General features: G+C 60.0%; 21 protein-coding genes and 1 other RNA gene. 2 read left to right on the forward strand and 20 right to left on the reverse strand.

What is annotated here, in order from left to right:
- Positions 1-40: 40 nt before the first annotated feature.
- The 3 genes from recR to dnaX are packed head-to-tail and all read right to left on the reverse strand — an operon-like array spanning position 41 to position 2,943.
- A complete protein-coding gene (recR, locus tag EKL02_RS14120; protein WP_128902642.1) occupies positions 41-637 on the reverse strand; it encodes a recombination mediator RecR in 597 nt (198 codons plus the stop codon).
- Positions 638-640: 3 nt separating this feature from the next.
- Complete coding sequence (locus tag EKL02_RS14125; RefSeq protein ID WP_128902643.1) at positions 641-967, reverse strand: YbaB/EbfC family nucleoid-associated protein; 327 nt, start codon at positions 965-967, stop codon at positions 641-643.
- Between the two features lie 35 nt (positions 968-1,002).
- Positions 1,003-2,943 carry a DNA polymerase III subunit gamma/tau gene (gene dnaX / locus EKL02_RS14130; RefSeq protein WP_128902644.1) on the reverse strand — a complete coding sequence of 647 codons (1,941 nt, stop codon included), beginning with the start codon at positions 2,941-2,943 and terminating at the stop codon, positions 1,003-1,005.
- Positions 2,944-3,112: 169 nt separating this feature from the next.
- On the opposite strand from dnaX, the gene EKL02_RS14135 reads away from it, so the two are divergent.
- Positions 3,113-4,783 (forward strand): isovaleryl-CoA dehydrogenase, encoded by a 1,671-nt coding sequence (locus EKL02_RS14135; RefSeq protein ID WP_128902645.1) that lies wholly within the window; start codon positions 3,113-3,115, stop codon positions 4,781-4,783.
- Here EKL02_RS14135 and EKL02_RS14140 read toward each other — a convergent pair.
- The 4 genes from EKL02_RS14140 to ubiD form a co-directional block, all read right to left on the reverse strand.
- Positions 4,755-7,862 (reverse strand): efflux RND transporter permease subunit, encoded by a 3,108-nt coding sequence (locus EKL02_RS14140; protein WP_128902646.1) that lies wholly within the window; start codon positions 7,860-7,862, stop codon positions 4,755-4,757. The two genes, EKL02_RS14135 and EKL02_RS14140, sit on opposite strands and share 29 nt — an antisense overlap.
- Positions 7,859-8,992, reverse strand: coding sequence for an efflux RND transporter periplasmic adaptor subunit (locus EKL02_RS14145; protein ID WP_241687723.1), 1,134 nt, complete (start codon positions 8,990-8,992; stop codon positions 7,859-7,861). Before EKL02_RS14145 ends, EKL02_RS14140 begins: the two co-directional genes overlap by 4 nt.
- A gap of 231 nt (positions 8,993-9,223) precedes the next feature.
- Positions 9,224-9,322, reverse strand: an RNA gene (ffs, locus tag EKL02_RS14150) — signal recognition particle sRNA small type.
- 39 nt (positions 9,323-9,361) lie between these two features.
- Complete coding sequence (gene ubiD / locus EKL02_RS14155; protein ID WP_128902647.1) at positions 9,362-10,846, reverse strand: 4-hydroxy-3-polyprenylbenzoate decarboxylase; 1,485 nt, start codon at positions 10,844-10,846, stop codon at positions 9,362-9,364.
- A gap of 479 nt (positions 10,847-11,325) precedes the next feature.
- On the opposite strand from ubiD, the gene EKL02_RS14160 reads away from it, so the two are divergent.
- Entirely contained in the window at positions 11,326-12,312 is a 987-nt protein-coding gene (locus tag EKL02_RS14160; RefSeq protein ID WP_128902648.1) for a transglycosylase SLT domain-containing protein, read from the forward strand.
- A 78-nt stretch (positions 12,313-12,390) separates the two neighbouring features.
- Here EKL02_RS14160 and EKL02_RS14165 read toward each other — a convergent pair whose 3' ends face one another.
- From EKL02_RS14165 to EKL02_RS14225, 13 genes are all read right to left on the reverse strand, one after another.
- A complete protein-coding gene (locus tag EKL02_RS14165; RefSeq protein ID WP_128902649.1) occupies positions 12,391-13,557 on the reverse strand; it encodes a pyridoxal phosphate-dependent aminotransferase in 1,167 nt (388 codons plus the stop codon).
- Positions 13,558-13,617: 60 nt separating this feature from the next.
- Positions 13,618-14,088: a transcription antitermination factor NusB gene (nusB, locus tag EKL02_RS14170; RefSeq protein ID WP_128902650.1), complete on the reverse strand. Its 471-nt coding sequence runs from the start codon at positions 14,086-14,088 to the stop codon at positions 13,618-13,620.
- Positions 14,088-14,573: a 6,7-dimethyl-8-ribityllumazine synthase gene (ribH, locus tag EKL02_RS14175; RefSeq protein WP_128902651.1), complete on the reverse strand. Its 486-nt coding sequence runs from the start codon at positions 14,571-14,573 to the stop codon at positions 14,088-14,090. Before ribH ends, nusB begins: the two co-directional genes overlap by 1 nt.
- 54 nt (positions 14,574-14,627) lie before the next feature.
- Positions 14,628-15,734, reverse strand: a complete 1,107-nt coding sequence (ribBA, locus tag EKL02_RS14180) for a bifunctional 3,4-dihydroxy-2-butanone-4-phosphate synthase/GTP cyclohydrolase II (RefSeq protein ID WP_128902652.1) — start codon at positions 15,732-15,734, stop codon at positions 14,628-14,630.
- A gap of 41 nt (positions 15,735-15,775) precedes the next feature.
- The gene (locus EKL02_RS14185; protein ID WP_128902653.1) at positions 15,776-16,399 is read right to left on the reverse strand and encodes a riboflavin synthase; all 624 of its coding nucleotides are present in this window, start codon (positions 16,397-16,399) and stop codon (positions 15,776-15,778) included.
- Positions 16,400-16,412: 13 nt separating this feature from the next.
- Complete coding sequence (gene ribD / locus EKL02_RS14190) at positions 16,413-17,504, reverse strand: bifunctional diaminohydroxyphosphoribosylaminopyrimidine deaminase/5-amino-6-(5-phosphoribosylamino)uracil reductase RibD (protein WP_128902654.1); 1,092 nt, start codon at positions 17,502-17,504, stop codon at positions 16,413-16,415.
- Between the two features lie 61 nt (positions 17,505-17,565).
- Positions 17,566-18,135, reverse strand: coding sequence for a GspH/FimT family pseudopilin (locus EKL02_RS14195; RefSeq protein WP_128902655.1), 570 nt, complete (start codon positions 18,133-18,135; stop codon positions 17,566-17,568).
- Between the two features lie 4 nt (positions 18,136-18,139).
- Positions 18,140-18,580, reverse strand: coding sequence for a type IV pilin protein (locus EKL02_RS14200; RefSeq protein ID WP_128902656.1), 441 nt, complete (start codon positions 18,578-18,580; stop codon positions 18,140-18,142).
- 30 nt (positions 18,581-18,610) lie between these two features.
- Positions 18,611-20,791: a PilC/PilY family type IV pilus protein gene (locus tag EKL02_RS14205; RefSeq protein ID WP_128902657.1), complete on the reverse strand. Its 2,181-nt coding sequence runs from the start codon at positions 20,789-20,791 to the stop codon at positions 18,611-18,613.
- The gene (locus tag EKL02_RS14210; RefSeq protein WP_128902658.1) at positions 20,788-21,393 is read right to left on the reverse strand and encodes a PilX N-terminal domain-containing pilus assembly protein; all 606 of its coding nucleotides are present in this window, start codon (positions 21,391-21,393) and stop codon (positions 20,788-20,790) included. The genes EKL02_RS14205 and EKL02_RS14210 overlap by 4 nt, the downstream gene beginning before the upstream one ends.
- Positions 21,394-21,446: 53 nt before the next feature.
- On the reverse strand, positions 21,447-22,406 hold the full coding sequence (locus tag EKL02_RS14215) for a PilW family protein (protein ID WP_128902659.1): 960 nt from the start codon (positions 22,404-22,406) through the stop codon (positions 21,447-21,449).
- Between the two features lie 48 nt (positions 22,407-22,454).
- Positions 22,455-23,021 carry a type IV pilus modification protein PilV gene (gene pilV, locus EKL02_RS14220; protein ID WP_128902660.1) on the reverse strand — a complete coding sequence of 189 codons (567 nt, stop codon included), beginning with the start codon at positions 23,019-23,021 and terminating at the stop codon, positions 22,455-22,457.
- A 150-nt stretch (positions 23,022-23,171) separates the two neighbouring features.
- On the reverse strand, positions 23,172-24,599 hold the full coding sequence (locus tag EKL02_RS14225; protein ID WP_164932026.1) for a diguanylate cyclase: 1,428 nt from the start codon (positions 24,597-24,599) through the stop codon (positions 23,172-23,174).
- Positions 24,600-24,658: the final 59 nt, after the last annotated feature.

Raw genomic sequence — 24,658 nt, forward strand, 5'->3', positions numbered from 1 at the left:
TGCCGGCAGAGTGTTGCGCTTTGCCAACCAATCCCGCGCCTCAGGTGGCGCGCCGGTCGAGCATGGCACGCGCAATGGTGCCTGCATCGACGTATTCCAGTTCGCCGCCTACCGGCACGCCGCGCGCCAGGCGGCTGACTTTCAAGCCGCGCGCCTTGAGGGTCTCGCTGATGTAGTGGGCGGTAGCCTCGCCTTCGTTGGTGAAGTTGGTCGCCAGGACCACCTCCGTCACCACGCCATCGGTAGCGCGGGCAATCAATTTTTCGAGGTGGATATCCTTGGGGCCAATGCCGTCGAGCGGCGACAGGCGCCCCATCAGTACGAAGTACAGCCCCTTGTAGGTCAGGGTCTGCTCGATCATCAACTGGTCTGCCGGCGTCTCGACCACGCACAACAGCGTCGCGTCGCGCGCATCATCCAGGCAAGTCTCGCATAACGCATTTTCAGTAAACGTATTGCAGCGCTCGCAGTGATGGATGCGCTCGACCGCCTGGTTCAGGGCACGACCAAGCATGGCCGCCCCCTCGCGGTCATGCTGCATCAGATGGTAGGCAATGCGCTGCGCCGACTTCGGCCCGACGCCGGGCAAGCGACGCAGGGCTTCGGTCAGGAAATCGAGACTGGAAGGGGTTTTCACGTATCAGAAAGGGAGCTTGAATCCCGGCGGCAGCGGCAGGCCGGCAGTCACACCCGACATTTTTTCCTGCGACGTCGCCTCGGCCTTGCGCACTGCATCGTTGAAAGCGGCGGCAACCAGGTCTTCCAGCATGTCCTTGTCGTCGCCCAGCAGCGAGGGATCGATCGAGACGCGCTTGACATCGTTCTTGCAAGACATGACGACCTTCACCAAGCCTGCCCCGGACTGCCCCTCGACTTCAATGGCGGCAAGCTGGTCCTGCATTTTTTTCATGTTGTCCTGCATTGCCTGCGCTTGCTTCATCAAGCCTGCCAATTGGCCCTTCATCATGATGGTGCTCCTTCTATATGGTGAAAAATAATGTCTTAAACTGGCCTGATTGATCCCGGCACGATGGTGGCGCCGAACTCGCGCATCAAGGTTTGCACGAAAGGATCGGTTGCCATCGTCTCTTCTGCATCGCGCTGGCGCTCGGCGCGCTCGGCCAGCGCCACAGCATTCGCCGTTTGTTCGACCGCGCCGATTTCGGTGGTCACGCGCACGGTCTTGCCAAAGTTTTCGGTCAGTGCCGCCGCCAGCTTGTCGACGCTCCCGGCCGCGCACAAGGTTTCCAGCGGCACCCGCAAATGGAACTGGGCCGCATTGCTTTCGGCATCGCATCGCAATAGTTCGCTTTGCTGTGCCAGCTGTTGCGCTACGCCGCGCACGGGCAACCTGGCGGCCAGGGCCGGCCAGTCGCCATTCCAGTTCAATGCGGGCACCGGGATCAATACCACTGGACGCGGCGGTGGCGCACTAACACGTGGGGTGGCCTGTGCAGTAGCTTCCAGTCCTGCCTGGACTACGGGGACTTCAGTTTTTTTTTGAGCCGCAGGCGCCGCTGAACTATCATCCAAAGCTGCCTGCGGCCGGTCATCCCAGGGTGCCTGGGTGGCCGGCGCTGGAGACGATGCCGCGGGCAGTGGCGCCGGGGCTCTAGGCGCCGGCATCTTGCCGCCATTACGCGCGGCTTCCAGTGCGGCACGTGCCGGACTCATGGCAGCCTGCGGACGTGCCACCGGCACGCTGGCGCTTGCTGCTTGCGGCGGTGTTGCCAGCCTTGCAGGCGCCGGGGTAGCTGCAACGGCAGCAGCCGCGCCGACGGACGCAGGAGCGCGGGCCGGCGCCGCCTGGACCGGTGCCGTCGCGGGCATTTCAGCGCCACCGCTACCGGGCCGGAACGCCAGCATGCGCAGGAGCGTCATCGAAAACCCCGCGTATTCGTCGGGTGCCAGGCCAAGTTCATTGCGGCCATGCACGGCAATCTGGTAAAACAATTGCACTTCTTCCGGATCGAAGGTTTTTGCCAGACGCAAAATATCTTCGCGCTCGGGCAAGTCGTCCGGCACTGCTGCCGGCACGGATTGCGCCAGGGCGATACGGTGCAGCAGCGAGCCGAGGTCCTGCAGCGCGCCATTGTAGGAAAGACTGCGTGCCGCCATTTCGTCCGCCACCGCCAGCAAGCCGGCGCCATCCTTTTCTGCCAGGGCATCCAGTACGCGCACCAGGTAGGCTTGGTCGAGCGCGCCCAGCATGCCCTGCACGGCTTCCAGCGTTACCTTCCCGGCGGCATAGGCAATCGCCTGGTCGGTCAGCGACAGGGCGTCGCGCATCGAACCATGCGCGCCTTGTGCCAGTAGGCGCAAGGCCGGGGTTTCAAAGGTGATTTCTTCCTGGCCGAGGATATTTTCCAGATGCCCGACAATATGACCCGGCGGCATCTGTTTCAGGTTGAACTGCAGGCAGCGCGACAAGACCGTCACCGGAATTTTTTGCGGGTCGGTGGTGGCAAGGATGAACTTGACATGCTCGGGGGGCTCTTCCAATGTCTTCAGCATCGAGTTGAAGGCATGGTTGGTGAGCATGTGCACTTCGTCGATCATGTAGACCTTGAAGCGCGCATTGGACGGCGCATACACTGCCTGTTCGAGCAACTGCGCCATTTCATCGACGCCGCGGTTGGAAGCGGCATCCATTTCGATGTAATCGACAAAGCGGCCGGCATCGATTGCCACGCAGGCTTCGCACACGCCGCAGGGCTGCGCGGTAATGCCGCCATTGCCGTCGGCGCCCTGGCAATTGAAGGATTTGGCGAGAATGCGCGACAGCGTGGTCTTGCCAACGCCGCGCGTGCCCGTGAAGAGGTAAGCATGGTGCAGGCGCTTGTTCTCCAGCGCATGCGTCAGTGCGCGCACCACGTGCTCCTGCCCGACCAGGGTGTCGAAGCTTTTGGGTCGATACTTTCTTGCCAGAACTTGATATGACATAGCCACGCTACATGTTGGATGTAAATAGCATTTTACCTGACCTGCGGGCGGGCAAGGCCACTTCCGCCAAGCCGGCGGCCAAAACAGGCAATCCCTCTCTTGACAGACTTGCAAACGTCGCCGGAATGCCCCTATCATCAAACCACAAACAGGCGCTCCGGAGGTTGCGATGCAATGGCTCACCCATGAAGTCACCAACCAGGTTCCGGAATTGCGCGACTATGACATGTTCGCCAGTGACCACGCCCTGTGCGAAGGCATCCAGCGCGAGAGTGCTGCCTGGCACCTGGAAGAATTGCAGCGCCTGGGCATCGAACTGGGCCAGGCCCGCATCCTGCAACTGGGTGACCTTGCCAATCGCCATCCACCGGAACTGATCACGCACGACCGCTGCGGTTACCGCACCGATGTGGTCAGCTTCCATCCAAGCTGGCACCTGCTTCTGGCGCTGCTGCGGCGCGAAAACCTGCATGCGTTGCCATGGATAACGCCGCGGCCGGGCGCGCATGTCGCACGTGCCGCCGGCTATTACCTGCACGCCCAGATCGAGGCAGGCTCGCTGTGCCCGACCACAATGACCTTTGCGGCGATACCGGTGCTGCAAAAGGAGCCGGCGCTATTCGCCCAGTTGCAGGACAAGCTGTATTCGCTGGAGCACGACCCGCGCGACCTGCCGATACCGGCAAAGGAATCGATGTTGATCGGCATGGGCATGACGGAAAAACAGGGCGGCTCGGATGTGCGCAGCAACAGCACCATTGCCCGTCCCGACGGCACCGGTGGCCGTGGCGAAAATTACCTGATTACCGGGCACAAGTGGTTTTTTTCCGCGCCGATGTGCGATGCCCACATGGTGCTGGCGCACAGCGAAGGCGGCCTGTCCTGCTTTTTCGTGCCGCGCTGGCGCCCCGACGGCAGCAAGAATGCCGTGCTCGTGCAGCGGCTCAAGGACAAGCTGGGCAATCGCTCCAACTCCAGCAGCGAAGTCGAGTTTCAGGATGCGCACGGCATCCTGGTGGGCGAGGAAGGCCGTGGCATTCCAACCATCATCGAGATGGCGGGTTACACGCGGCTGGATTGCGTGATCGGCAGCGCCGGCCTGATGCGCCAGGCATTTGCCCAGGCGGCGCATCATGCGCGCCACCGCAGCGCTTTCGGCAAACCGCTCATCGAGCAAGCACTGATGCGCAACGTGCTGTGCGACCTGTCGCTGGAAAGCGAGGCCGCGACAGTGCTGATGCTGCGCCTGGCAGCGTCCTTCGACGCCACCGATGACCCGGCGGAACGCGCCTGGCGTCGCATCATGACACCCGCTGCCAAGTTCTGGATCTGCAAGCGCGCTCTGGAATTCTGCGGCGAGTGCATGGAAATCTGGGGAGGCAATGGCTATGTCGAAACCGGCCCGATGGCGCGCCTGTACCGCGAGGCGCCGGTCAACTCGATCTGGGAAGGCTCGGGCAACGTCATGTGCCTGGACGTGCTGCGCGCCATCGAACGCGAGCCGGACGGCTTTGCATTGCTGCTGGAAGAACTGCAGCAGGCCGCAGCACCCCACCCTGTCGCCAAGGCCTTGGTCGAAGAATTGAAAAGCGCGCTTGAGATGTCGCCGCGAGAACGTGAAATGCTGGGACGCCGCCTGGTGCAAAAACTGGTGCTTGCGGCGCAAGCCTGCCTGATGCTGGAGCACGCGCCGCCTCATGTCGCAGAAACCTTCCTTGCCAGCCGGGCCGATCCCGACTGCGGGCGCGTATATGGCACGCTCAGTGGCACGCCCAACGGCAGTGCCACGACCACATTCGGCCTGCAAGAGACTATTCTTGCCCGGGCCTGGCCGCACTGACCCCGGTCTGCGCCAGCAGTTCCGGCGAAAGCTGCACCGGACCGCTGCCGCTGAAACGGTCGAGGAAAAGGTAGATCACCGGCGTGATGAACAGCGTAATGACTTGCGACAGCAAAAGGCCGCCGACGATCGCCACGCCCAGCGGCTGGCGCAGCTCGGCGCCCGCGCCCAAACCAAAGGCGATCGGCAGCGCGCCCATCAATGCCGCCAGGGTCGTCATCATGATCGGCCTGAAACGCAGCAGGCAGGCGGTGCGGATCGCCTCCAGCGGCGCCATGCCCTGGCTGCGCTGCGCATCGAGGGCGAAGTCGATCATCATGATGGCGTTTTTCTTGACGATCCCGATCAGCATGAGAATGCCGATGGTGGCGATCAGGGTCAGCTCGAAACCGAACAGCGCAAGGGCAAGCAAGGCCCCGACGGCAGCTGACGGCAAGCCGGCCAGGATCGTGATCGGATGGATATAGCTTTCGTACAATACGCCCAGCAGAATATAGATCACCGCCACCGCCAGCAGCAGCAGGGCCACCTGGCTGGTCTGCGATGACTGGAACACCGCAGCATCGCCGGCATAGGAAGTAATGACGCTGCCCGGCATGCCGAGCTCGGCCTTGAACCGTTCCAGCTTTGTACTGGCGTCCCCCAAAGGCACATCCGGCGCCAGGTTGAAGGACACCGTGATTGCCTGCAGCTGCCCCTGGTGGTTGACTGCAACTGGCCCTGCGGCACGCCGCACCTTGGCCACGCTCAGGAGCGGCACGAGCGTGCCGGTCTTGCTGCGCACGTAAATTTCATTCAGATTGGATTCATCCTGGACGCCTGAACCGGCGCTTTGCATGATCACCTGGTAGCTATTGCTGCTGGTGAATATGGTCGAGACCTGGCGCTCGCCGTAGGCGCTGTACAACGCGCTGCGGATCTCGGCGATTTGCACCCCGGCCGCATTGGCGCGGTCGCGGTCAACATCCACCACCGCCTGCAAACCCTTCATTTGCGAATCGCTGGTGACATCGCGGAAGATGGGGTCGGCCCGCATCTTTTCCTGGATGCGTTCCGACCAGGTGTCCAGTTCGTCGGCACGCACGCTTTGCAGCACGTACTGGTAGCGGCTTTTACTGGATCGCCCGCCCAGGCGCAGGTTCTGCACCGGCGTCAGGAATACGGACAACCCGGGAATGCTGCCGACCTCGCGGCGCATGCCTTCCAGCACGCGATCCATGGAGGCGCGCTCTGCGCGCGGTTTCAAGCCGATAAAAATATTGCCGGTGTTGGTGCCGGAGACGCGCGCCGATACCGTGGCGACATTGGGATTGCGCTGCATGGTATCGGCCGCAGTTTTCACCAGCTGCACCATCACCGGGTAGGAAACGTCCTGCGGCCCCTCCACCACCGCGGAGATCTGCCCGATATCCTCAGTCGGAAAAAACCCTTTGGGCATGCTCTGGAACAGCCAGATGGTTACGGCGAAGGTAACCAGCGCCAGCGCCAGCGTGGTCCGGCGGTAGCGCAGGCATATGTCGAGCCCGCGCTCATAGGTATGCAGCACGGCCTGAAAGCCACGCTCGAAGGCGCGGCTGACCGCGTTCTCTTTCTCATGCGCATCGTGGCGCAGGTAGCGGCTGCACAGCATCGGCACCAGCGTCAGGGACACCACGGCCGACACCAGCACCGCCAGCGACACCACGGCGGCAAACTCATGGAACATCAGGCCGATTACACCCGGCATGTAGAAAATCGGGATGAAAACCGCCACCAGCGAGATGGAGATCGAGATAATCGTGAAACCAACCTCGCGCGAGCCCTTCAATGCCGCTGCCATCGGCGCCATGCCATCCTCGATGTGGCGCACGATATTTTCCAGCATGACGATGGCGTCATCCACCACCAGGCCGACCGCGATGGTAATGCCGAGCAGGGAAATATTGTTGAGGCTATAGCCGAACGCATACATCAGGGCAAAACAGCCGATCAGGGAAATCGGCAGCGACACTACCGGGATGATGGTCGCTGACAGGCGCTTGAGAAACAGGAAAATCACCAGCACCACCAGCGCGATCGTCAGAAACAATGTGAGCTTGACGTCGTGGATGGCTTCGCGGATGGATACCGAGCGGTCGTTCAGGACCTTGACCTCGACGGAAGCCGGCATCTGTTCGCGAAACTGCGGCAACCTGGCAATGACGGCGTCGACCACCGCCACTGTATTGGCGTTGGGCTGGCGCTGCACGCCGAGGGTGATGGAGGGTTCGCCATTGGCCCAGCTGCCGCTCTTGGCCGACTCCACGCTGTCTTCGACAATGGCCACGTCCTTCAGCCGCATCGATACGCCATCCTTGCTCTGGATGACGAGATTGGCGAAAGCGGCGGCATTCGGCAGCTGCCGGTTGGCTTCCAGCGTCAGGCTCTGGCGTGGGCCATCGAGCACGCCCACCGGCGTATTGGCGTTGGCCGCACGAATCGCCGCCCCCAGTTCATCCAGGGTCAGATTGCGCGCGGCCAGCTGGTCGGCGCGCGCCTGGATGCGCACGGCATAGCGGCGAGCGCCAAATACCTGGACCTGGGCCACGCCATCGATGGTCGACAGCGAAGGCGAAATCAGGTTTTCCGCATAATCGTTCAATTCCGCCAGCGACATGGACGGAGAAGTGAGTACCACCAGCAGCACCGACTGGTCTGCGGGGTTGACCTTGCGGTAGGCCGGCAGCGAGGTCATCTCCTCCGGCAAGCTGCGCTGGGCGCGCAGCAAGGCGGCTTGCACATCCACGGCGGCTGCGTCGATGTCGCGGTCAGGATTGAATTCCAGCGTGACGGACGTGCTGCCGCGGGTATTGCTCGAACTGATGGTGGCCAGGCCGGCGATGGTGGAAAACTGCTTTTCCAACGGCGTGGCAACCGATGCCGCCATGATTTCCGGGCTGGCGCCAGGCAGCGACGCGGTCACATTGATGATCGGCGTGTTGTAGCTGGGCAGCGCTGCGATCGGCAAGCCGACATAGGCAAACAGGCCAACAACGACGATGGCGATCGACAGCAGCACTGTCATTACCGGCCGGCGGATACAAAGTTCGGAGATGTTCACGGCTTGCCCTTGCCATCCTGGCCAGCCTTGGCGGCGGCTTCGGTGACCTTGCCGCCCGGCCGCAGGTTTTGCGTGCCTTCGACGACCACGCGGGCGCGGGCATCGAGACCGGCGATCGCTGCCTGGCCCTGCTCGATTGCCAGGACCTCGACCTTGCGTGCCTGCACGCTACCGTCGGCCTGAACCACATAGACGAACTGCTGTTCAGGCCCCGTCACGAGTGCCTGCGCCGGCACGACAACCGCATCCTCCAGGGTACGCGCGACCAGGCGCACGGTCACAAAATTGCCTGGCCACATGCGGTGCTGCGCATTGTCGAATTGGGCTTTCATGCGCACCGTCCCGGTTTGCGCATCGACTGCATTGTCGATGAACACCAGCTTGCCGCTGACTTCCTCGCCGCCTGCCAGTTGCGCGACCACAGGTGCATCGCCTTTGGGATAGGTCGCCAGAATCCGACCAAGTTCACGCTCGGCCACTGGAAAGCTGACGGCAATCGGATCAATCTGGGCAATCGTCAGCATCGGCACGCCGCCAGGCTGCGCCAGGCTGCCCGGGCGCACACTGATGGCGCCAATGCGGCCAGAAATACTGGCAGTGATGGAATTGTAGCCCAGTGCGACCTGGCTTGACTGGGTCGCCGCCTCGCCGCCCCGGACCGCGCTGCGCAAGGCTTCCACCTGATTGCGGGCGGTATCGACCGCCGCCGGCGATACAAACTGCCTGGCCTGCAATTCACGGTTACGCCGCAGCGCCGCTTCAGCCTCGGCAAGTTCGGCGCGATTGCGCGCCAGTTGTGCCTGCGCACTTGCCACGCCGGCCTGGTCGCTGCGCGGATCCAGCGTAAACAGCAATTGCCCCGCGCTGACTTCCTGCCCTTCGCGCACGTGCACGGCGCGTACGATATTCTGGACTTGCGGTCGCACCTCGACGGTATTGATCGCCGTGACATAGCCATTGGCGCGTATCGTTACGGGAATCGTTTTTTTCTGCGCCTGCACCGTCTTGACGACCTGCGTGGCAACGCGCGGCTTCTTGGCCTGCGGATCCTGTTTGCCTTGCCAAAGGACATAAGCGCCGAGGATGGCGAGAAGAATGATCGCGCCGACTAGGATTTTCTTGCGTGTCACGTGAATACCGATTCGATTAAAAGAATGACCTCGGCAAATTCCAGGATTCCCCGGTACACGTTTGCCGCATGGTGACCAAAAACGACAAGATACCACCAGACGGAAAATTCCGTTGCTACGGCAACATCAATCAGGCCAGCAGAACAGGATCAGAAAACGCCAGGACTGGCGAATGAACAAAGGGAATTTGCCCGAACGGGCGAAAAAGGCAAAATCGACAAGGAGAAATACAAAGGCGAGCCTTGTCTGCGGCACTTGTGGGGAAAGGCTGTGGCTGCTTCGTTCCCGACCTGACCAGGTTCACCAAGCCACAATGCGCAGGGGCCCGCCAACGACATTCTACCAGCATTACGCCTTTTCACCCAGTGCTCAAATCCCCAGGCCTTCCCAGATCCGGTCGACCCTGGCCTTTACTTCTTCGCTCATGACAATCGTGCTCCCCCACTCGCGGCTGGTTTCTCCCGGCCACTTGTTGGTCGCATCGATGCCCATCTTGCTGCCCAGCCCACTGACCGGGGAGGCGAAATCCAGGTAATCGATCGGCGTCTGGTCCACCAGGGTAGTATCGCGTACGGGATCGACCCGGGTTGTAATGGCCCAGATCACTTCCTTCCAGTCGCGAATATTCACATCTTCGTCCACCACGATGATGAACTTGGTATACATGAACTGGCGCAAAAAGCTCCATACCCCGAACATGACGCGCTTGGCGTGCCCCGGATAGGATTTCTTTATCTGCACCACCGCCATGCGATAACTGCAGCCCTCGGGGGGCAGATAGAAATCGGTAATTTCCGAAAACTGCTTTTGCAGCAGCGGCACGAACACTTCGTTCAAGGCAACGCCAAGCACCGCCGGCTCGTCCGGCGGCTTGCCGGTATAAGTGGAGTGATAGATGGGATCGCGCCGCATGGTGATGCGGTCGATGGTAAACACCGGAAACCAGTCCTGCTCATTGTAATAGCCGGTGTGGTCGCCATACGGGCCTTCCAATGCATGTTCATAGCCGCTTGGATGGGATGCGTCCGGATAGATATGTCCTTCCAGGACGATCTCGGCGGACGCGGGCACGCGCAATTCGCTGCCGATCGCCTTGACCAGTTCGGTGCGGCTCCCGCGCAGCAAGCCGGCAAACTGGTATTCCGACAGGCTGTCCGGCACCGGCGTCACCGCGCCCAGTATCGTCGCCGGATCAGCGCCCAGCGCCACCGCTACTGGATAAGGCTTGCCCGGATGGGCAATTCCATGCTCGCGAAAATCCAGCGCGCCGCCGCGATGCGCCAGCCAGCGCATGATGACCTTGTTGCGGCCCAGGACCTGCTGGCGGTAGATGCCAAGGTTTTGCCGCTTCTTGTGCGGCCCCTTGGTGATCACCAGCCCCCAGGTGATCAAGGGGGCGACATCGCCTGGCCAGCAATGCTGGATCGGCAGCTTCGCCAGATCGACATCATTGCCTTCCCAGACGATTTCCTGGCAGGGCGCCGAACGCGCTTCCTTGGGTGCCATATCCCACAGGGCTTTCAGCAGGGACCCCAGTCCCAGCGCATCCTTGAATCCCTTGGGCGGCTCCGGCTCCTTCAGGCTCGCCAGCAGTTGGCCGATGCGGCGCAATTCGCTGACATCCTGCGCGCCCATCCCCAGTGCAACCCGACGCGGTGTGCCAAACAGGTTGGCCAGCACCGGCATGGTATGCCCCGTGGGCTGCTCGAACAGCAGTGCCGGTCCGGCGGCACGCAGGGTCCTGTCACACACCTCCGTCATTTCCAGGTGCGACGAAACCGCTTGCCCAACGCGCTTGAGCTCACCAATATCTTGCAATTGGTTAATAAAATCCCGTAAATCTTTATATTTCATGTTTTTTTATACATTTTTAAGCGCATGTTTGGGCTCAAACAGGGTGATCCAAGTCCCTGTTTTCATTGAATTTTGTTGCAGTGCAGCGTAATTCTATATATCAATAAGTTATGCATTTTCTTTTTTATATTATTGACTTGATATAACTCAGCCCCTACAATTCGCTTCACTTGAAGAGGAAGCAGCCTTCACAAGAACAAGTGCTGCAGAATAAACCAAATCAGTTCACGGGGTTCGGGGCCCCACATGACATTTTAAGGAGTGTTGCCAAAGGCGTCAGCCTTCCCCCGGAAAAATTTGCCTGCCACTGGGTCCGATGCCGCTCTTAGCCGCCGCCAGCTGAAAAACAGGCAAAGCCGACCGTCTGACTTTGCGCCATGCATGGACAGACGATGTTTCTGATTGACGGCATAAACGGAAACCAGTCCGGATTCATCCGGCGTGGGGAGCGTTCGTGCCGTGACGATTCAGGAGAAGCAATGTTACATCGAATTATCGCCGCTGGAGGAATGCTGAGTCGCAAGACCGCTGACCAGTCGGCTGCAGTTGCCACGTCGCTCGTGCGCGCCACTTTGGGTGGCATCATGACACTGGCCCATCATTCCCTGATGGTAATGGGCGTGGCTGCCATTGCCGCCTTGACCCTCATGTTCGTCAAGCCGCATTTTACGGAGCATCTGAAGGCCCTGTCGCCGTTCGCCGCGGGCACGGCAGTCAGCGACGGCACCGATGTAGTCGCCGATATCAGTTCCAGTTCCGCCCCCATGGACACGCCTGGCCAACCGATTGCCATAGCCACGTCGGGCACGCCGGCCAAACTGAAGCAACCGGCAAAAATCGATCTCGCAATCCGCAAGGCTTCGCTGTCCGACGAACAAATGGTCGTTTCGCAGTGGATTTCACGCCGTTATCGGGTGGCTGCAGATGCAACGCACATGCTGGTATCCGAAGCGTACAAGAATGCCCAGAAACTCGAACTCGACCCCTTGCTGATCCTGGCAGTCGCGGCAATCGAATCCGGCTTCAATCCCTTTGCAGAAAGCGCTGTCGGTGCCCAAGGGCTGATGCAAGTCATGTCAAAGGTGCATCGCGACAAGTTTCGCGAACACGGCGGCGTCCATGCGGCGCTTGATCCCGTCACAAACATCAAGGTTGGCTCAGCCATTCTGAAAGATTACGTCAGACAGGGCGGCTCGGTAGAGGCAGGCTTGAAGCGTTATGTGGGCGCAGCTGCATTCGCCACCGATTCCGGTTACGGTACGCGCGTACTGGCAGAATACCGCCGCCTGCAGGAAGTGGCCGGCCGTACCGCGCCAGTGGTTTCCACCGTGGCTAGCAGCGCCGAACCGGCTATGCCCGCACGCCCTGCTGGAGAGGCGAAGAAACCTGCGCCTGAAGACAAATCGGCAGCCCTGAAGCCAATCGACCGGATCGACGCCGGCGCAGTCAAGATGGCGGCGATCTGACCGCGACCTGATTGACGCTGTCCATATCAAAAAGGAGCCGACCGGCTCCTTTTTTATTGCCTGGCGCCTGAAACAGGCCTAGCGCCTGAAATATTTTTCCAGGCGGTGCACGGCTTCGTGCAAATTCTCCAGTGTCGTCGCGTAAGAAATCCTGATGTACTGCCTGGCGGCATGGCTGCCAAAATCCAGCCCCGGCACCATCACCACGCCTGCCTGCTCCAGCATGTCCCGCGTCAAGCTGTCCGCATCAGATGCCAGCTGGCTGCAATCGGCATACACATAGAAAGCACCATCAGGCATGACGGGTACCCGAAAGCCGAGATCCGTCAGCGCCGGAACAATATAATCGCGCCGCCGCTTGAATTCCGCCTTGCGCTCCTCGAACAGGGCAAGCGATTGGGGATCAAAGCAAGCCAGTCCGGCGTATTGCGAAATCGCGGAGGCGCAAATGAACAGGTTTTGCGCCAGCTTTTCCATGTGCGGCACCAGCCGTTCCGGCACCACGAGCCATCCCAGGCGCCAGCCTGTCATGTTGAAATACTTGGAGAAGCTGTTTATGACGATAACGTCTTCTCCCAGCGACAGGGCGGTAAAAGGCGGCCGGTCGTAACTCAAGCCCTGGTAAATCTCGTCAACGATCGTAAAGCCGCCGCGCGCCCTGATACTACCGACAATGCGGCCCAACTCGGCAGGGTCAATGGAGGTGCCCGTCGGATTGGAGGGCGATGCCAGCAAAACACCCCGCGTCGCAGGTCCCCAGTTGGCGCGCACCATGGCATCCGTCAGCTGGAAACGCGCATCCGGACCGCTTGGAATCATCTTCGCGCAGCCTTCGAAAGCCGCGACAAAGTGACGGTTGCAGGGATAGGACGGGTCTGGCATCAGCACTTCCGTGCCCTGCTCGACCAGCGCGGCGCAGGCCAGCAAGAGGGCACCCGAGGCACCGGCGGTCACGATAATGCGTTCCGGCGCCACCTGCACGCCATACTTATCCAGGTAATGACCTGCGATCGCTTCGCGTAAAGCGGGCAGGCCCAGAGCCGAAGTATATTGCGTCCGGCCTTCCGCCATTGCACGGCTAGCCGCCTCGATAACCAGCGGCGCCGCCGTGAAATCCGGCTCGCCGATGCCCATGTGGATGATGGAGCGCCCCTGCCGCTCCAGGGCGGCCGCCATCTTGGCCAGTTCCATCACGTGGAAAGGCGCAATATTCGCGAGTCGGGATGCGAGTGGAGAAAAATTCATGTCAGGGCGGCGCGGTTCGCCGCAGCAACGGGAAGTCCCTCAGGAACGAAATCCTGTGACTCAAGCCTTGCGGGAAGACTGGACTTCGGCAGCACGCAATTGTGCCGACAACTTGTCCAGGACGCCATTCACGTACTTGTGGCCATCAATGCCGCCAAAGGATTTGGCCAGCTCGACCGCTTCATTGATGACGACCTTGTAAGGGATTTCAAGATGATGCTTGAGTTCATAGGCGCCGATCAGCAGCACCGCATGCTCGATCGGCGACAAATCGCCAATCGGACGGTCGATCAGCGGACTCAAGCCTTCACGCAATATGCCGGCATCGCGTATCGCGCCGTGCAACAGGGCATTGAAATGTCCGGCGTCGGCCTTGTCGAACCCATGCGCTTCGCGGATGTGGGCATCGATCGCACCCGCATCTTCGTTATTCAGCAGCCACTGATACAAGCCTTGCAGGGCGAACTCGCGGGCACGATGACGCGGAGTACGGCTTTTGCTGGGATTGGCATGCAATTCTTTTTGTGTCATCAATCTTCCTCTGTCATGTCTGCCAGGTCTTCGAGGGCAATCGACAGATTGGCCATTTCGATCGCCACGCGGGCAGCGTCAGCACCCTTTTCCACCATGCGCGCTTCGGCCTGTTCATCGGTATCGGTCGTCAGGACGGCGTTGGCGACCGGGATGCCGTAATCGAGTCCGACACGCGTGATGCCGGCGCCGGATTCATTCGACACCAGTTCAAAATGGTAGGTTTCACCGCGGATGACGGCGCCAATGCCGATCAAGGCATCGAATTGCCGCGTTTCCGCGAGTTTTTGCAATGCCAAAGGGATTTCCAGGGCGCCCGGCACCGACACATGCAAGATATCCTCATCGGCCACGCCGAGACGCTGCAACTCTGCCAGGCATGCAGCCAGCAAGCCTGTGCAGACTTTTTCATTAAAACGCGCCTGGGCAATCCCGATGCGCATGCCTTCGCCATCCAGGTTTGATTCGTAAGTACCTACTGTCATGGCTTTTCCCCTTATGACTTCATGCAAAATTCACTGCTCCAGCCGCTGCCGCATTCAGGTGCGCTCTTGAAAACCGACCACTTCCAGGTCGAAGCCCACCATCGAGGGCATCTTGCGCGGATTGGACAACAAGCGCATTTTGCCGACATTTAAATCTTTCAAAATCTGCGCGCCAATACCATAGGTCCGCAAATCCATGCTGGACGCCCTGGTCTGTGGCCGCTTTTCAGGTGCCGTCATCGCCTCGAACTGGCCAAACATCTGGTCGGCCGATTCCTCGCAATTGAGCAAGACCATGACGCCGTGCGTCTGTGCCTGGATCGCCTTAAGCGCCGCAGCCAGGTTCCATGAATGGGTGGTCGCTTCCGTATCGAGCAGATCCAGCACCGAGACAGGCTGATGCACGCGCACCAGGGTTTCGATTTCCGGGCGCGGTTCGCCATGTACCAGCGCCAGGTGGGCGCCGCCGCTCGGCGTGTCGCGGTAGGCAATGACATTAAAACAACCATGGGCGGTTTGCATGCTGCGCGCGCCGATGCGCTCGATCATGCTTTCATGCTGGCTGCGATAATGGATGAGGTCGGCAATCGTACCGATTTTCAAGCCATGTTCACGACCGAACTCGATCAGGTCGGGCAAGCGCGCCATGCTGCCGTCATCCTTCATGATTTCGCAAATCACTGCCGCCGGTGTCAGGCCCGCCATTTCGGCCAGGTCGCAGCCGGCTTCGGTATGGCCGGCGCGCATCAGCACCCCGCCTTTTTGCGCCTTCAGCGGGAATATGTGGCCGGGCTGGACGATATCGGACGGCTTGGTATGCTTGGCGACGGCGACCTGAATGGTGCGTGCGCGGTCTGCCGCCGAAATGCCGGTAGTGACGCCTTCGGCGGCCTCGATCGACACGGTAAAATTAGTCCCGAACGCGGTACCGTTGCGGGTCGCCATCATCGGCAATTCAAGATGGGCGCAGCGCTCTTCGGTGAGCGTCAGACAAATCAGCCCGCGGCCGAATTTCGCCATGAAATTGATGGCCTCGGGGGTCACGAATTCCGCAGCCATGACCAGGTCGCCCTCGTTCTCGCGATCTTCCTCGTCAACCAGAATGACCATGCGGCCAGCGCGCATTTCTGCGACGATTTCTTGCGTTGTTGCTAAAGACATAAGCTATTTCCTCGGTAGACCGCTATTTTAATTGATTTGACTCAGCGGCTGGTATCGTTCATCGACAGCATGCGCTCGACATACCGCGCAATCAGGTCAACTTCAAGATTGACCTTGCCGCCGGCATGCAAATGCTTGAGCGTGGTCACCTCGACGGTGTGAGGAATGAGATTGATTGAAAATTCGCAACCGCCCGTCACGTCCGCGATACGGTTAACGGTCAGCGACACGCCATTGACGACAATGGAACCCTTGTACGCCAGGTATTTCGCCAGGCCTTGCGGCGCCTCGATGACAAGCTCATAAGACTCACCGACCGGCTCGAAACGGCGCACGATGCCCAAGCCATCGACGTGCCCGGAAACCAGGTGTCCACCGAGGCGTTCGGCCAGCGTCAGCGCCTTTTCCAGGTTGACCTCACCGGGCGCATCCAGGCCAACGGTGCAATTCAGGCTTTCGCGCGATACCTCGACGTCGAAACTCGATGCGGTTTTTGCGACCACCGTCATGCATGCGCCATTCAGCGCAATGGAATCGCCCAAGGCAACATCGGCCAACGGCAGTCCGCCGGCATCGATGTTCAGGCGGACTCCGGCATCCGGCTCGGTGCCCAGCGGCGTAATGGCAGAAATTTCTCCAACAGCAGCAACAATTCCAGTAAACATGGCGAAATAAGAATCAGGGGAAACGAGCAAGGATACGCAAATCCGGACCGACCTGCCGAACTTCATGAAATGACAGCGCGCGCTTGCCTTCCAGCGATTCAAGCGCCGGCAAATCGAACAAGCCCGCCCCATCGCCGAGCAGGCTGGGCGCCAGGTACAGCAGCAATTCGTCGACGCAACCTTCGGCGATCAGCGAACCATTGAGCTTGAAACCGGCTTCGACATGCAATTCATTGATTTGCCGCCGCCCGAGTTCCTGCATAAGCGCCGGCAAATCCACTTTTCCGGCGGCATTCGGCAGCACGATGACTTCCGCGCCGCGCTCGCGCAAGAGCGCTTCTTTTTCCGCATTGCGCTGGGCACAGACAATCCAGGTTTCGCCTCCCTCGAGCACGCGCGCGTTCGGGCTGATTTGCAAGCGGCTGTCGATCACGATGCGACGCGGCTGGCGCGGCGTATCAATTCCACGTACGGTCAGTTGCGGATCGTCCTCGGTGACCGTGCCGATGCCGGTCAGGATGGCGCAGGCACGTGCGCGCCACCAGTGGCCATCGGCGCGCGCGGCCTCGCCCGTGATCCACTGGCTCTGGCCATTGTGCAGCGCCGTCTTGCCATCCAGGCTGGCAGCGGCCTTCATGCGCACCCAGGGCCGTCCCCGCTGCATGCGCGAAAAGAAACCGATATTCATTTCGCGCGCCTCGTGTTCGAGCACGCCGCAGGCCACGGCAATGCCGGCCGCGTGCAATTTCGCCATGCCCTGCCCCGCTACCAGGGGATTGGGGTCGCCGATGGCCGCCACCACCCGCGCCAGGCCGGCGGCGACTAGGGCATCGGCACAGGGAGGAGTACGGCCATGATGACTGCAGGGTTCCAGCGTCACGTAAGCGGTCGCGCCGCGCACATCGTGACCGCGCTGCGCGGCATCGCGCAAGGCCTGCACTTCTGCATGCGCCTGCCCTGCCGGCTGGGTAAATCCAGCGCCGATGATCTGGCCATCGCGCGCGATGACGCACCCTACCCGCGGATTCGGGGTAGTGATGAACATGCCCTTGGCTGCCCATTCAAGGGCAAGGCGGATGCCGTCATTATCGTTTGCAATATTCACAGGGGCAGGTCAACTAAAAAATTCAGGGAGAAACGTTCAACGGCACCGCCATCGCGCAGCCTCAGTTCGCATCCTCAGCGCCGGTGCAGGTTTTATCCTGCGCCGGGTTGCAGACGCGCGCGCGGCCGGAAAAATTCAGCTTGATGCGGCGAACCCCGTCACCCAGAAAAAACGAAACCGTTCCCAATTGGGGCGTCTGGCTGCTGGCATTGGTACGTGTGCGTCCGCTGCCATTATATGCAAGATAAGGCTTGCTGGAATCGGTCAATGCCGATTTGATGGTCAGCCCGCCGGCCAGCGGGCCATGGCGGGCAATGACCGGTTCGCCTGCATCTGCCTGCTGATCGCCGTCTTCGTCGACGAACACCAGCCAGCCCTGCGCCCAGTCGATGCCATCTACTGGCGCCAGATCGACGCGGGCACCGCGCCGAATGGCTTCCGATCGCGTCAGATGCAGGGCTCCGACAAATGCATTGACTGCCATGCTCAGACGCTGGTTGAGGATCAGGGACTGGAACCCCGGCACTGCAATACCAAGCAGGATGGCGGCAATTGTCAGCGTCACCATCAATTCAATGAGGGAAAAGCCTGCTTTCCCGCGGATACGCTTATTGCCGCCGAATTGCGCCATACCGTCACCAGCAGTCTTTGGCGACAGGCAATTTTGCACCGGTACTGGACAACGATAACTCGCCGCACTTCGGATCGTCATAGCTGCTGTCGACCTTGGCGCTGCCGGGTGTCGCTACCAGTAAGATACAGTCCTGCAAGGTTTCGCCGGCGCAGGCAGCGCCATTGATTTCGTACGCGCTTGCAGCGGCCGATTCAGCGGAATGCCATTTGAATTTCTTGGCGTCGGCATCAGTGGCATCGGCCGAAAAAGCCTGATAGCGGGTATGCAGCGTGTAATAGCGCTCCTGTTGCTGCATCAACTGCAACAAGGCCGCACGCCCTTCGCTGCGGCGCGCCTTGCGAACTGCATCGCGGTAGGAAGGAAAAGCCAGGCTTGCCAGGATTGCGACGATCACGGCGACGACCATGACTTCGATCAATGTAAATCCGTTTTGGCGCATCATCCGCCGGTCACTGTACGCCATATCGTCCGCCTATTTGGTTTTGGCCAGCGATTTCGCGACCATGCGCAATTCTTGCCAGCGCAGAATTTCCCTCCAAGAAAAGCGCATGGCCGGCAAACCCACATTGGCAAGGCCGCCGTCGGCATCGCCCTGCCCTGCCGCCACGCTGCCCTTGACACCGCCACTGCCGGCATGGATGACGGCGGACTTTCGCTTGACGACGGCCTTGCCGAACGCGTTGCGGTTTCCTGCTGTAGCCGAGGTTTCCAGCAGTGCCGGCGCCGCCAGCATGCCCAGTCGCGATATCATGCCGCTGGTATTTTTGCCGATCGGCAGCCCCGTCAAGACTTCGAGCACGTAGCTGCGACCACCGCCCTCAAGGCAAGGTGCGGCACAGGGCATCAGGCTATTGAATATCAATCGCCCGGACTCCACCATTGGATTGCTGACGCTGCGCTCGCCTGTGCTATCTGCGCCTGGAAAATCGAAATACCAGCCGCGCTTGTTTGCCGATGCAGTCCCGTAGCTGAAATCTGCCCCGGCGAACTGCAGCATCTCACCCGCCTTGGAGAGAGTTCTTGATGCCAACTGGCTGCGCTCCTTGACTGCATAGCCGCCCTGCAAGGCATCGTAAATTCCATAAAAGGACTGGCTGGAAAATCCGACCGGATCGGTGTCCGCCTGCTCCATGAACTTGCCGGTGCCAAACAGCACCACATACCCGCCTCCCGGCGCGAAGACCACCTGCGGCCGGGTCGTGATTGGCTGCCTGCGCTGCTGCTCATCGCGCGCGACAAACAGGGGCGTTGTACCCGTATTTTCCTTGCTCCAGGGGGCATTGCCGGAGAAATCGAAGCGCCACAGGTTGCCCTGCAAATCTCCGGCATAGGCGTAACGAACTGCGCCATCCTCGCCGTGGACCAGCGCCGGCGGACTCAAGCCATTCTGCAAGGCGGTATCGAGGATAGGCTTGCTGAACTTGAAGTAGTTCACGCCAAGCTGCCACGGGTCCGCCGGATCCTTGTCCAGCGAAAGCAGAAACAATACCGCCGGCGCAAGCGCGTTTGCGTAGCCGTCATCGAGATAGTTGTTCACGCCGCTGGCAACAGCGACGAAATGGCGGTACTCAGAAACACTCGCCGACTGCTTGGTGCGGAACCTGGCAATTAGCGGAATATTGACGACGTTTCCCATGTCCGCGTCATGGCGGTCGGTGAATTCCCACAGGACGCCGCCGCCTGCGCCGAAATCCGCCGGATCCGACACATCCAGTGCGAATACACCCTGCCCGCCGCCTCCCATGCCGGCGGCGAGTACGGTTTTCCATTTGCCCTGCACCTGTGCTTCGGCCACGGCAATCATGCCGTCGACATAAGGCCGGTGGACGTAGTCCGGACGGCTCAACTGGGCAAGCGCGGGAAACATCGATTGCGGCACAAAGGCAAACAGCTCGACGCCATCCTTGGCATCGAATGCATGCAACATCCCGTCATTGGCCCCTATGTACACCGCAGGTGTGCGACTTTTGTGCGCCTCATGGAACTGCAGGTAATCCGCGCCGCTCCCCTCCAGCGCCGGCGCCCCGACGTGAATCATGTTGCTGTTGACGATATCGCCCAGTGCCCCGGCGCGCAAACGAAATATGCCCTGCGGCTGTCCAATCTCCCTGGTGCGTCCGCCGCGCAGAAATTCCAGCCGTTGCATGCCCAGCCCGTCGGCGGCGCCGTCAAGCGGTGATGCGTCCAGCAATGCTTTCTGGCTATCTGCAAGCTTGTCCCATCTGAACTCGACCATGGCTGACCCAATGCCAGGCAGCGAGGTATATATTTTCCGCTGCTCTGGCAAGGGCAATGCAGGGACGTTTGTGTGTCCGCTGAGGATGTCGCCTGCTTCCCACACCGGGATACTTGCAAATTGCACGCTGCCATCACCAGCAATGCTGATCGCGAATTTCTTCAGCGTGCCGCTCCACCGCGTTGACTCGAAGCCAGCCTGGTAAAGAAAGGTGCTGCCAGCGGCAAGACGAGCACTGCTCAGCGCCACGGCGGACGTACCGGTTACGCCATGCAGCAATGGACTCTGCGCAATCTGCACCGGCGGCACAGCGCCCTGCGCAGGCCGCCACGATCCCGCCAGCAGCGCAAACATCATGAAAATTACGCGAGCAGGCCTGGCGGCTTCGAAAAACATTCGTTTTTTAGCGTGAGTCACTCGTCCTCCTTCCGGTAAAAACTCTGCAACGCCACCTGCGTGGATTCGCGCGCGCCGAAGCCAACGGCAGTAATGCGATAGAAATAGCTGACCTTGTCGGCGGACTCGCCTGGCCTCTTATAGGAAAACAGCTCGATGATGTAGCGGGGCAAGCGGCTGGGCAGTGCTCCCTTGCCAACCTGGAGGCTTTGGCCGGTAAATGTCCCGAAAGCGACCGTTTGGACCGTGGCGGCATCCTCACCGAATTCCACGGTTTGCCAGACTGGCAAGGCATTCATGCCTGCTTGCCGGCACAGGCCAAGATAGATATTTGCGGCGCCGCCATTGCAGCCAGTCTCCCCGTGTGCCGGAAAACCCAGCGAGCTCCGGCGCGAAAATATAGAACTACGGGACTTCCCTGCATCCGGTGACTGCTCGATATCCATTTCAGCATCCCGCAATGCCGCCTCTGCTGCCTGCAAAGCCACCTGCCGATCGCCATCGTTGCGGGTTGTTTTCAAGCCTTGCAAGGCGCTCTGCGAAGCTGCAATGCCCAGCATCAGAATAACCATCAACATCAACAAGGCAACGACCAGCGCGGCGCCGCGACTGTGCCGTGACATCGGCGACCGCGCATGTGCAACTGGTGACGCCCTGCTACGTATTTTTTGCCGCATCATGACGGGTTCCCCATATCCTGATTGCGCAACTGTATGGTGGCGGTGAATAATTTCCGCATCCGGTTACGGCTTTTTGCAGGGAGCGTTTTTTCGTCGATCCGTGTTCCTGGATCAGCATTGCCGGCTGCATCGGCATAGTCCTTGCCAAACAAGTCAAACGTCTTTGCAAGGACATCGGCACGAACAGGATTTTCGTCACGTATCAGGAGCGCCGCCTTGATGGCGACAATTTTCTTCCAGTGGGTTTTGCGATTTTTATCGATGGCTTGCTCGGCGCTGGAAGCCCCGCTCAACAGCAGCGCCTCATCAAGGGTATCGATCTGGCTGGCGCTCATGAATGCGTTGGCAACGCCGTCGCCATCACCGTCGAGGCCATACAGGATCTGGAATGACTCTACCCCGCGCGCTATGGCCACGGCGGTCCAGCTGCTTTTCCCCTTGTACTTGCAGCGCAATTCCGGCTCGCCCGCGGCATCTTCCGCAACGAAAAAAATGCTCCAGCCACGCTCCCCGTCCGCACCATCCTTGAGTGACGACGGTACGCCAAAGCCGGCACAATTGAGCATGGTTTCGTCACCCTGGTCGCCAACGCCGGCGCCATGAAAGCGGATGCCAAGCACATCGCTGCCGTTGATGGACTTCTTGACCGGCGCATCCATCGCCGTGCCGGTACTTTTCAGGCTGCGGGCATCGATGCCGGTCAGGCTGGCGCTTTCTGCTGCAGCCGCCAGCCTGACGGCGCCCCCGCCATCCCAGTCCTGGTACCCGGATTGACGCAAGGCCCTGGCGATGATTTCAAGCGCATGGCGCCCGCTTTCCTGGATCACCACTGCATTATCGTTAGTGATATAGCTAGATTTGCTACTCGATAGCAGTAGCGTGGCAGCAAGCACTACCAGCAGACTCAGCGACATCGAGACCATCAGCTCGACCAGGGTTAGTCCTGCGTGATGCATCCTGCCGCAGCAACGAGAATGGGCATTTGGGCACATGCGGCGCTCCACTCAGGATTGCACCTGCAAGACCAGCTGCGGCACTGCATCAGGTTTTGCGGCGCCAGCCTGCCCCTTGCCGGGGTCACGCCAGCCCAACTTGACTACAATGGGCGCGTCGCTGCCGGCGCCATCACAATCCCATCGATAGGAATGCGCCTGGTCGTCCCAGGGAGCTGCGTCACGACAGACTTTGATTTGCCCCTGCGGCAACATGGTCTTGAGCCGTCGTTGCACCTCGTATGCGCCAAACGCCGCCATATCCGCGCCGTCGCAGCTGCTTCCGACGTCCCAGCAAAGGCCAGTCGCGCCTGGAACTTGTTCGCTGCTTTTGAAATCCAGTGTCAGGAGTGGATTGCTGCCTGCGCCAAAACTTGTCCCGGAGGTGTTACGGACTTGCTCGGCGATTTCCGTCGCCAGTTGCAACGCAATGTTGTAAAAGCCGGATTGCTGGGTCGAGCGCAGCGCCGACAACTGCATCGAAGCCGCCCCCATCACACCAATCGACAACAGGCACAAGGAGACAAGCACTTCGACCAATGAAAATCCCGCGCCAGTCTGGTTTGTCTGTTTTTGCATGGCATTCCACCCCAATAGTAATTGTATTTTTTACAATACAAACGATACAGGGGAAGTTGCCACGCGTGCCTCCCATGAATATGAGAGGCCAAGAGGAGAAATTCACATCATTTGATTTGGCATAACTGACCGCATGCCATGGTTACAAGCTTAGTCGGCGCGCAAGGTAAACACCTTAAAAAACTGCTTGGCAACTGAAACTTCTGCGGCCAGAAGAGGATCGTCGAGGGCCTCTTTGACAAGCAACAAACTCACGCCAGCCGAACGCAAGCTCGACAATGACTTGTTGCCGTTCCAGCGCGCTGCGATGCGTAGCCCCTCGCCGGCCGGCAATTGCGCGACCTCGGCTGGACAACTGAAAAATTGCGAAAGCGCGAGACCGCGCGTTGCAGCAAGCATGACCATGGCGTTGTTACCGATCTTGCTATGGCGTTCAGGGTAGCTGAAGATAAAAATATCGCTCGTGACAGTAGACGAATGGTCGATCATCGCCCGAACCAGATTTGGCGCAGTACTTTCCAGTTCATAAGCGGCCCAGATCTCTTCTTCGGAAAATCCCGCCAGCACGGGGGTAATCAAACATGCCGAGCCTGCTTCGCCATCAAAAAAAGCGACATCGAACTGCGTATTCCCCTGCAGGACTTCCTGCCTGAGCCGTTCCGCCCTTACGGCCTCACGCTCCGACTTCCATTGAATTTCCTTGTTGGCGAACGTAATAGAAAAGAATGTACCTGGATCCTCCAGATGACCTTCGGCACTTGCGCGCGCTGCTGCTTCCATCAGGGGTTTGGCGGCCTGCCCGTCCACGCCGTAAATGGCAATCCCGAGCAGCGCCTGCAGCCGCACGATATTGCCCTTGCATTGAAATGGCGAGGAAACCCGCGAGGCAATGCGCTTGATCACGGCCAATGCCTGATCGAGTTGGGCGACATTATTGAGCATGATTGCGAACTCGCTCTGCCCGAGATAAGCCGCCAGATCGTTACCGCGCAGGGCATAGCAAATGCGCACGGCGATGTCGCTGACCACACCAGCATGAACCACAGGCTCGAGCTCAAAATTGATCAGGTCGGGAAGATACATGACGACCACTAGGGTCAGGCGGTCGTCCTTGCGCGCGCGAGAAAATGTTGTGTCGGCGAGATCGACAAAACCGACGGCGGTAAGCAATCCACTGCTGTCATCCTTGAAAGCGGTATTGATCAGCCGCTTTTCAACGAGCGCCAGATCGGAAGCGTCGCGAAACACCAGTTGCCCATTGGCGCAGCCGCCTTCATCGGCAATCCAGCGCGTGTCAGCGATGAACAGATCGCGCCGCGAGATGTTGGTTGCCGGATCGATGCGCTGGCGCCAGAAGTGAAAACGCCCCTGTTCACCGCACGCCATGATCCCCTGCGCCTCAGGCGAGATCTGGCTGATTGCGGCGCCTTCGATATTTTCGGCAAGGCCAAGAAGTTTTCTGGCAGCGTCATTTGCCCAGACCACGCGGGCGTTACGCACATGGATGACGCCGTCGAACAGGCAGCCGAGGAAGTCGGAGGACAAGGCAAAATCCGTGATGGGGGTGTTTGCATTCATCTGATTGGCGCCATGATGCGCTGTTCCCGACATTCATCATATGCGCCAGCTTCAGCGCC

It is taken from the genome of Janthinobacterium sp. 17J80-10 (assembly GCF_004114795.1).
GTDB lineage: Bacteria > Pseudomonadota > Gammaproteobacteria > Burkholderiales > Burkholderiaceae_D > Paucimonas.

Excerpts from the sequence above, each read along its gene's own strand:
- EKL02_RS14135 (WP_128902645.1), top strand. The coding sequence starts at position 3,113 with ATGCAATGGCTCACCCATGAAGTCACCAACCAGGTTCCGGAATTGCGC.
- EKL02_RS14125 (WP_128902643.1), bottom strand. The coding sequence starts at position 967 with ATGATGAAGGGCCAATTGGCAGGCTTGATGAAGCAAGCGCAGGCAATG.
- EKL02_RS14225 (WP_164932026.1), bottom strand. The coding sequence starts at position 24,599 with ATGAATGCAAACACCCCCATCACGGATTTTGCCTTGTCCTCCGACTTC.
- ribH (WP_128902651.1), bottom strand. The coding sequence starts at position 14,573 with ATGACAGTAGGTACTTACGAATCAAACCTGGATGGCGAAGGCATGCGC.
- EKL02_RS14210 (WP_128902658.1), bottom strand. The coding sequence starts at position 21,393 with ATGTCACGGCACAGTCGCGGCGCCGCGCTGGTCGTTGCCTTGTTGATG.
- pilV (WP_128902660.1), bottom strand. The coding sequence starts at position 23,021 with ATGCAAAAACAGACAAACCAGACTGGCGCGGGATTTTCATTGGTCGAA.
- EKL02_RS14200 (WP_128902656.1), bottom strand. The coding sequence starts at position 18,580 with ATGATGCGCCAAAACGGATTTACATTGATCGAAGTCATGGTCGTCGCC.
- EKL02_RS14215 (WP_128902659.1), bottom strand. The coding sequence starts at position 22,406 with ATGCATCACGCAGGACTAACCCTGGTCGAGCTGATGGTCTCGATGTCG.
- EKL02_RS14185 (WP_128902653.1), bottom strand. The coding sequence starts at position 16,399 with ATGTTTACTGGAATTGTTGCTGCTGTTGGAGAAATTTCTGCCATTACG.
- ribBA (WP_128902652.1), bottom strand. The coding sequence starts at position 15,734 with ATGTCTTTAGCAACAACGCAAGAAATCGTCGCAGAAATGCGCGCTGGC.
- EKL02_RS14165 (WP_128902649.1), bottom strand. The coding sequence starts at position 13,557 with ATGAATTTTTCTCCACTCGCATCCCGACTCGCGAATATTGCGCCTTTC.
- nusB (WP_128902650.1), bottom strand. The coding sequence starts at position 14,088 with ATGACACAAAAAGAATTGCATGCCAATCCCAGCAAAAGCCGTACTCCG.
- ubiD (WP_128902647.1), bottom strand. The coding sequence starts at position 10,846 with ATGAAATATAAAGATTTACGGGATTTTATTAACCAATTGCAAGATATT.
- EKL02_RS14160 (WP_128902648.1), top strand. The coding sequence starts at position 11,326 with ATGTTACATCGAATTATCGCCGCTGGAGGAATGCTGAGTCGCAAGACC.
- dnaX (WP_128902644.1), bottom strand. The coding sequence starts at position 2,943 with ATGTCATATCAAGTTCTGGCAAGAAAGTATCGACCCAAAAGCTTCGAC.
- EKL02_RS14195 (WP_128902655.1), bottom strand. The coding sequence starts at position 18,135 with ATGGCGCAATTCGGCGGCAATAAGCGTATCCGCGGGAAAGCAGGCTTT.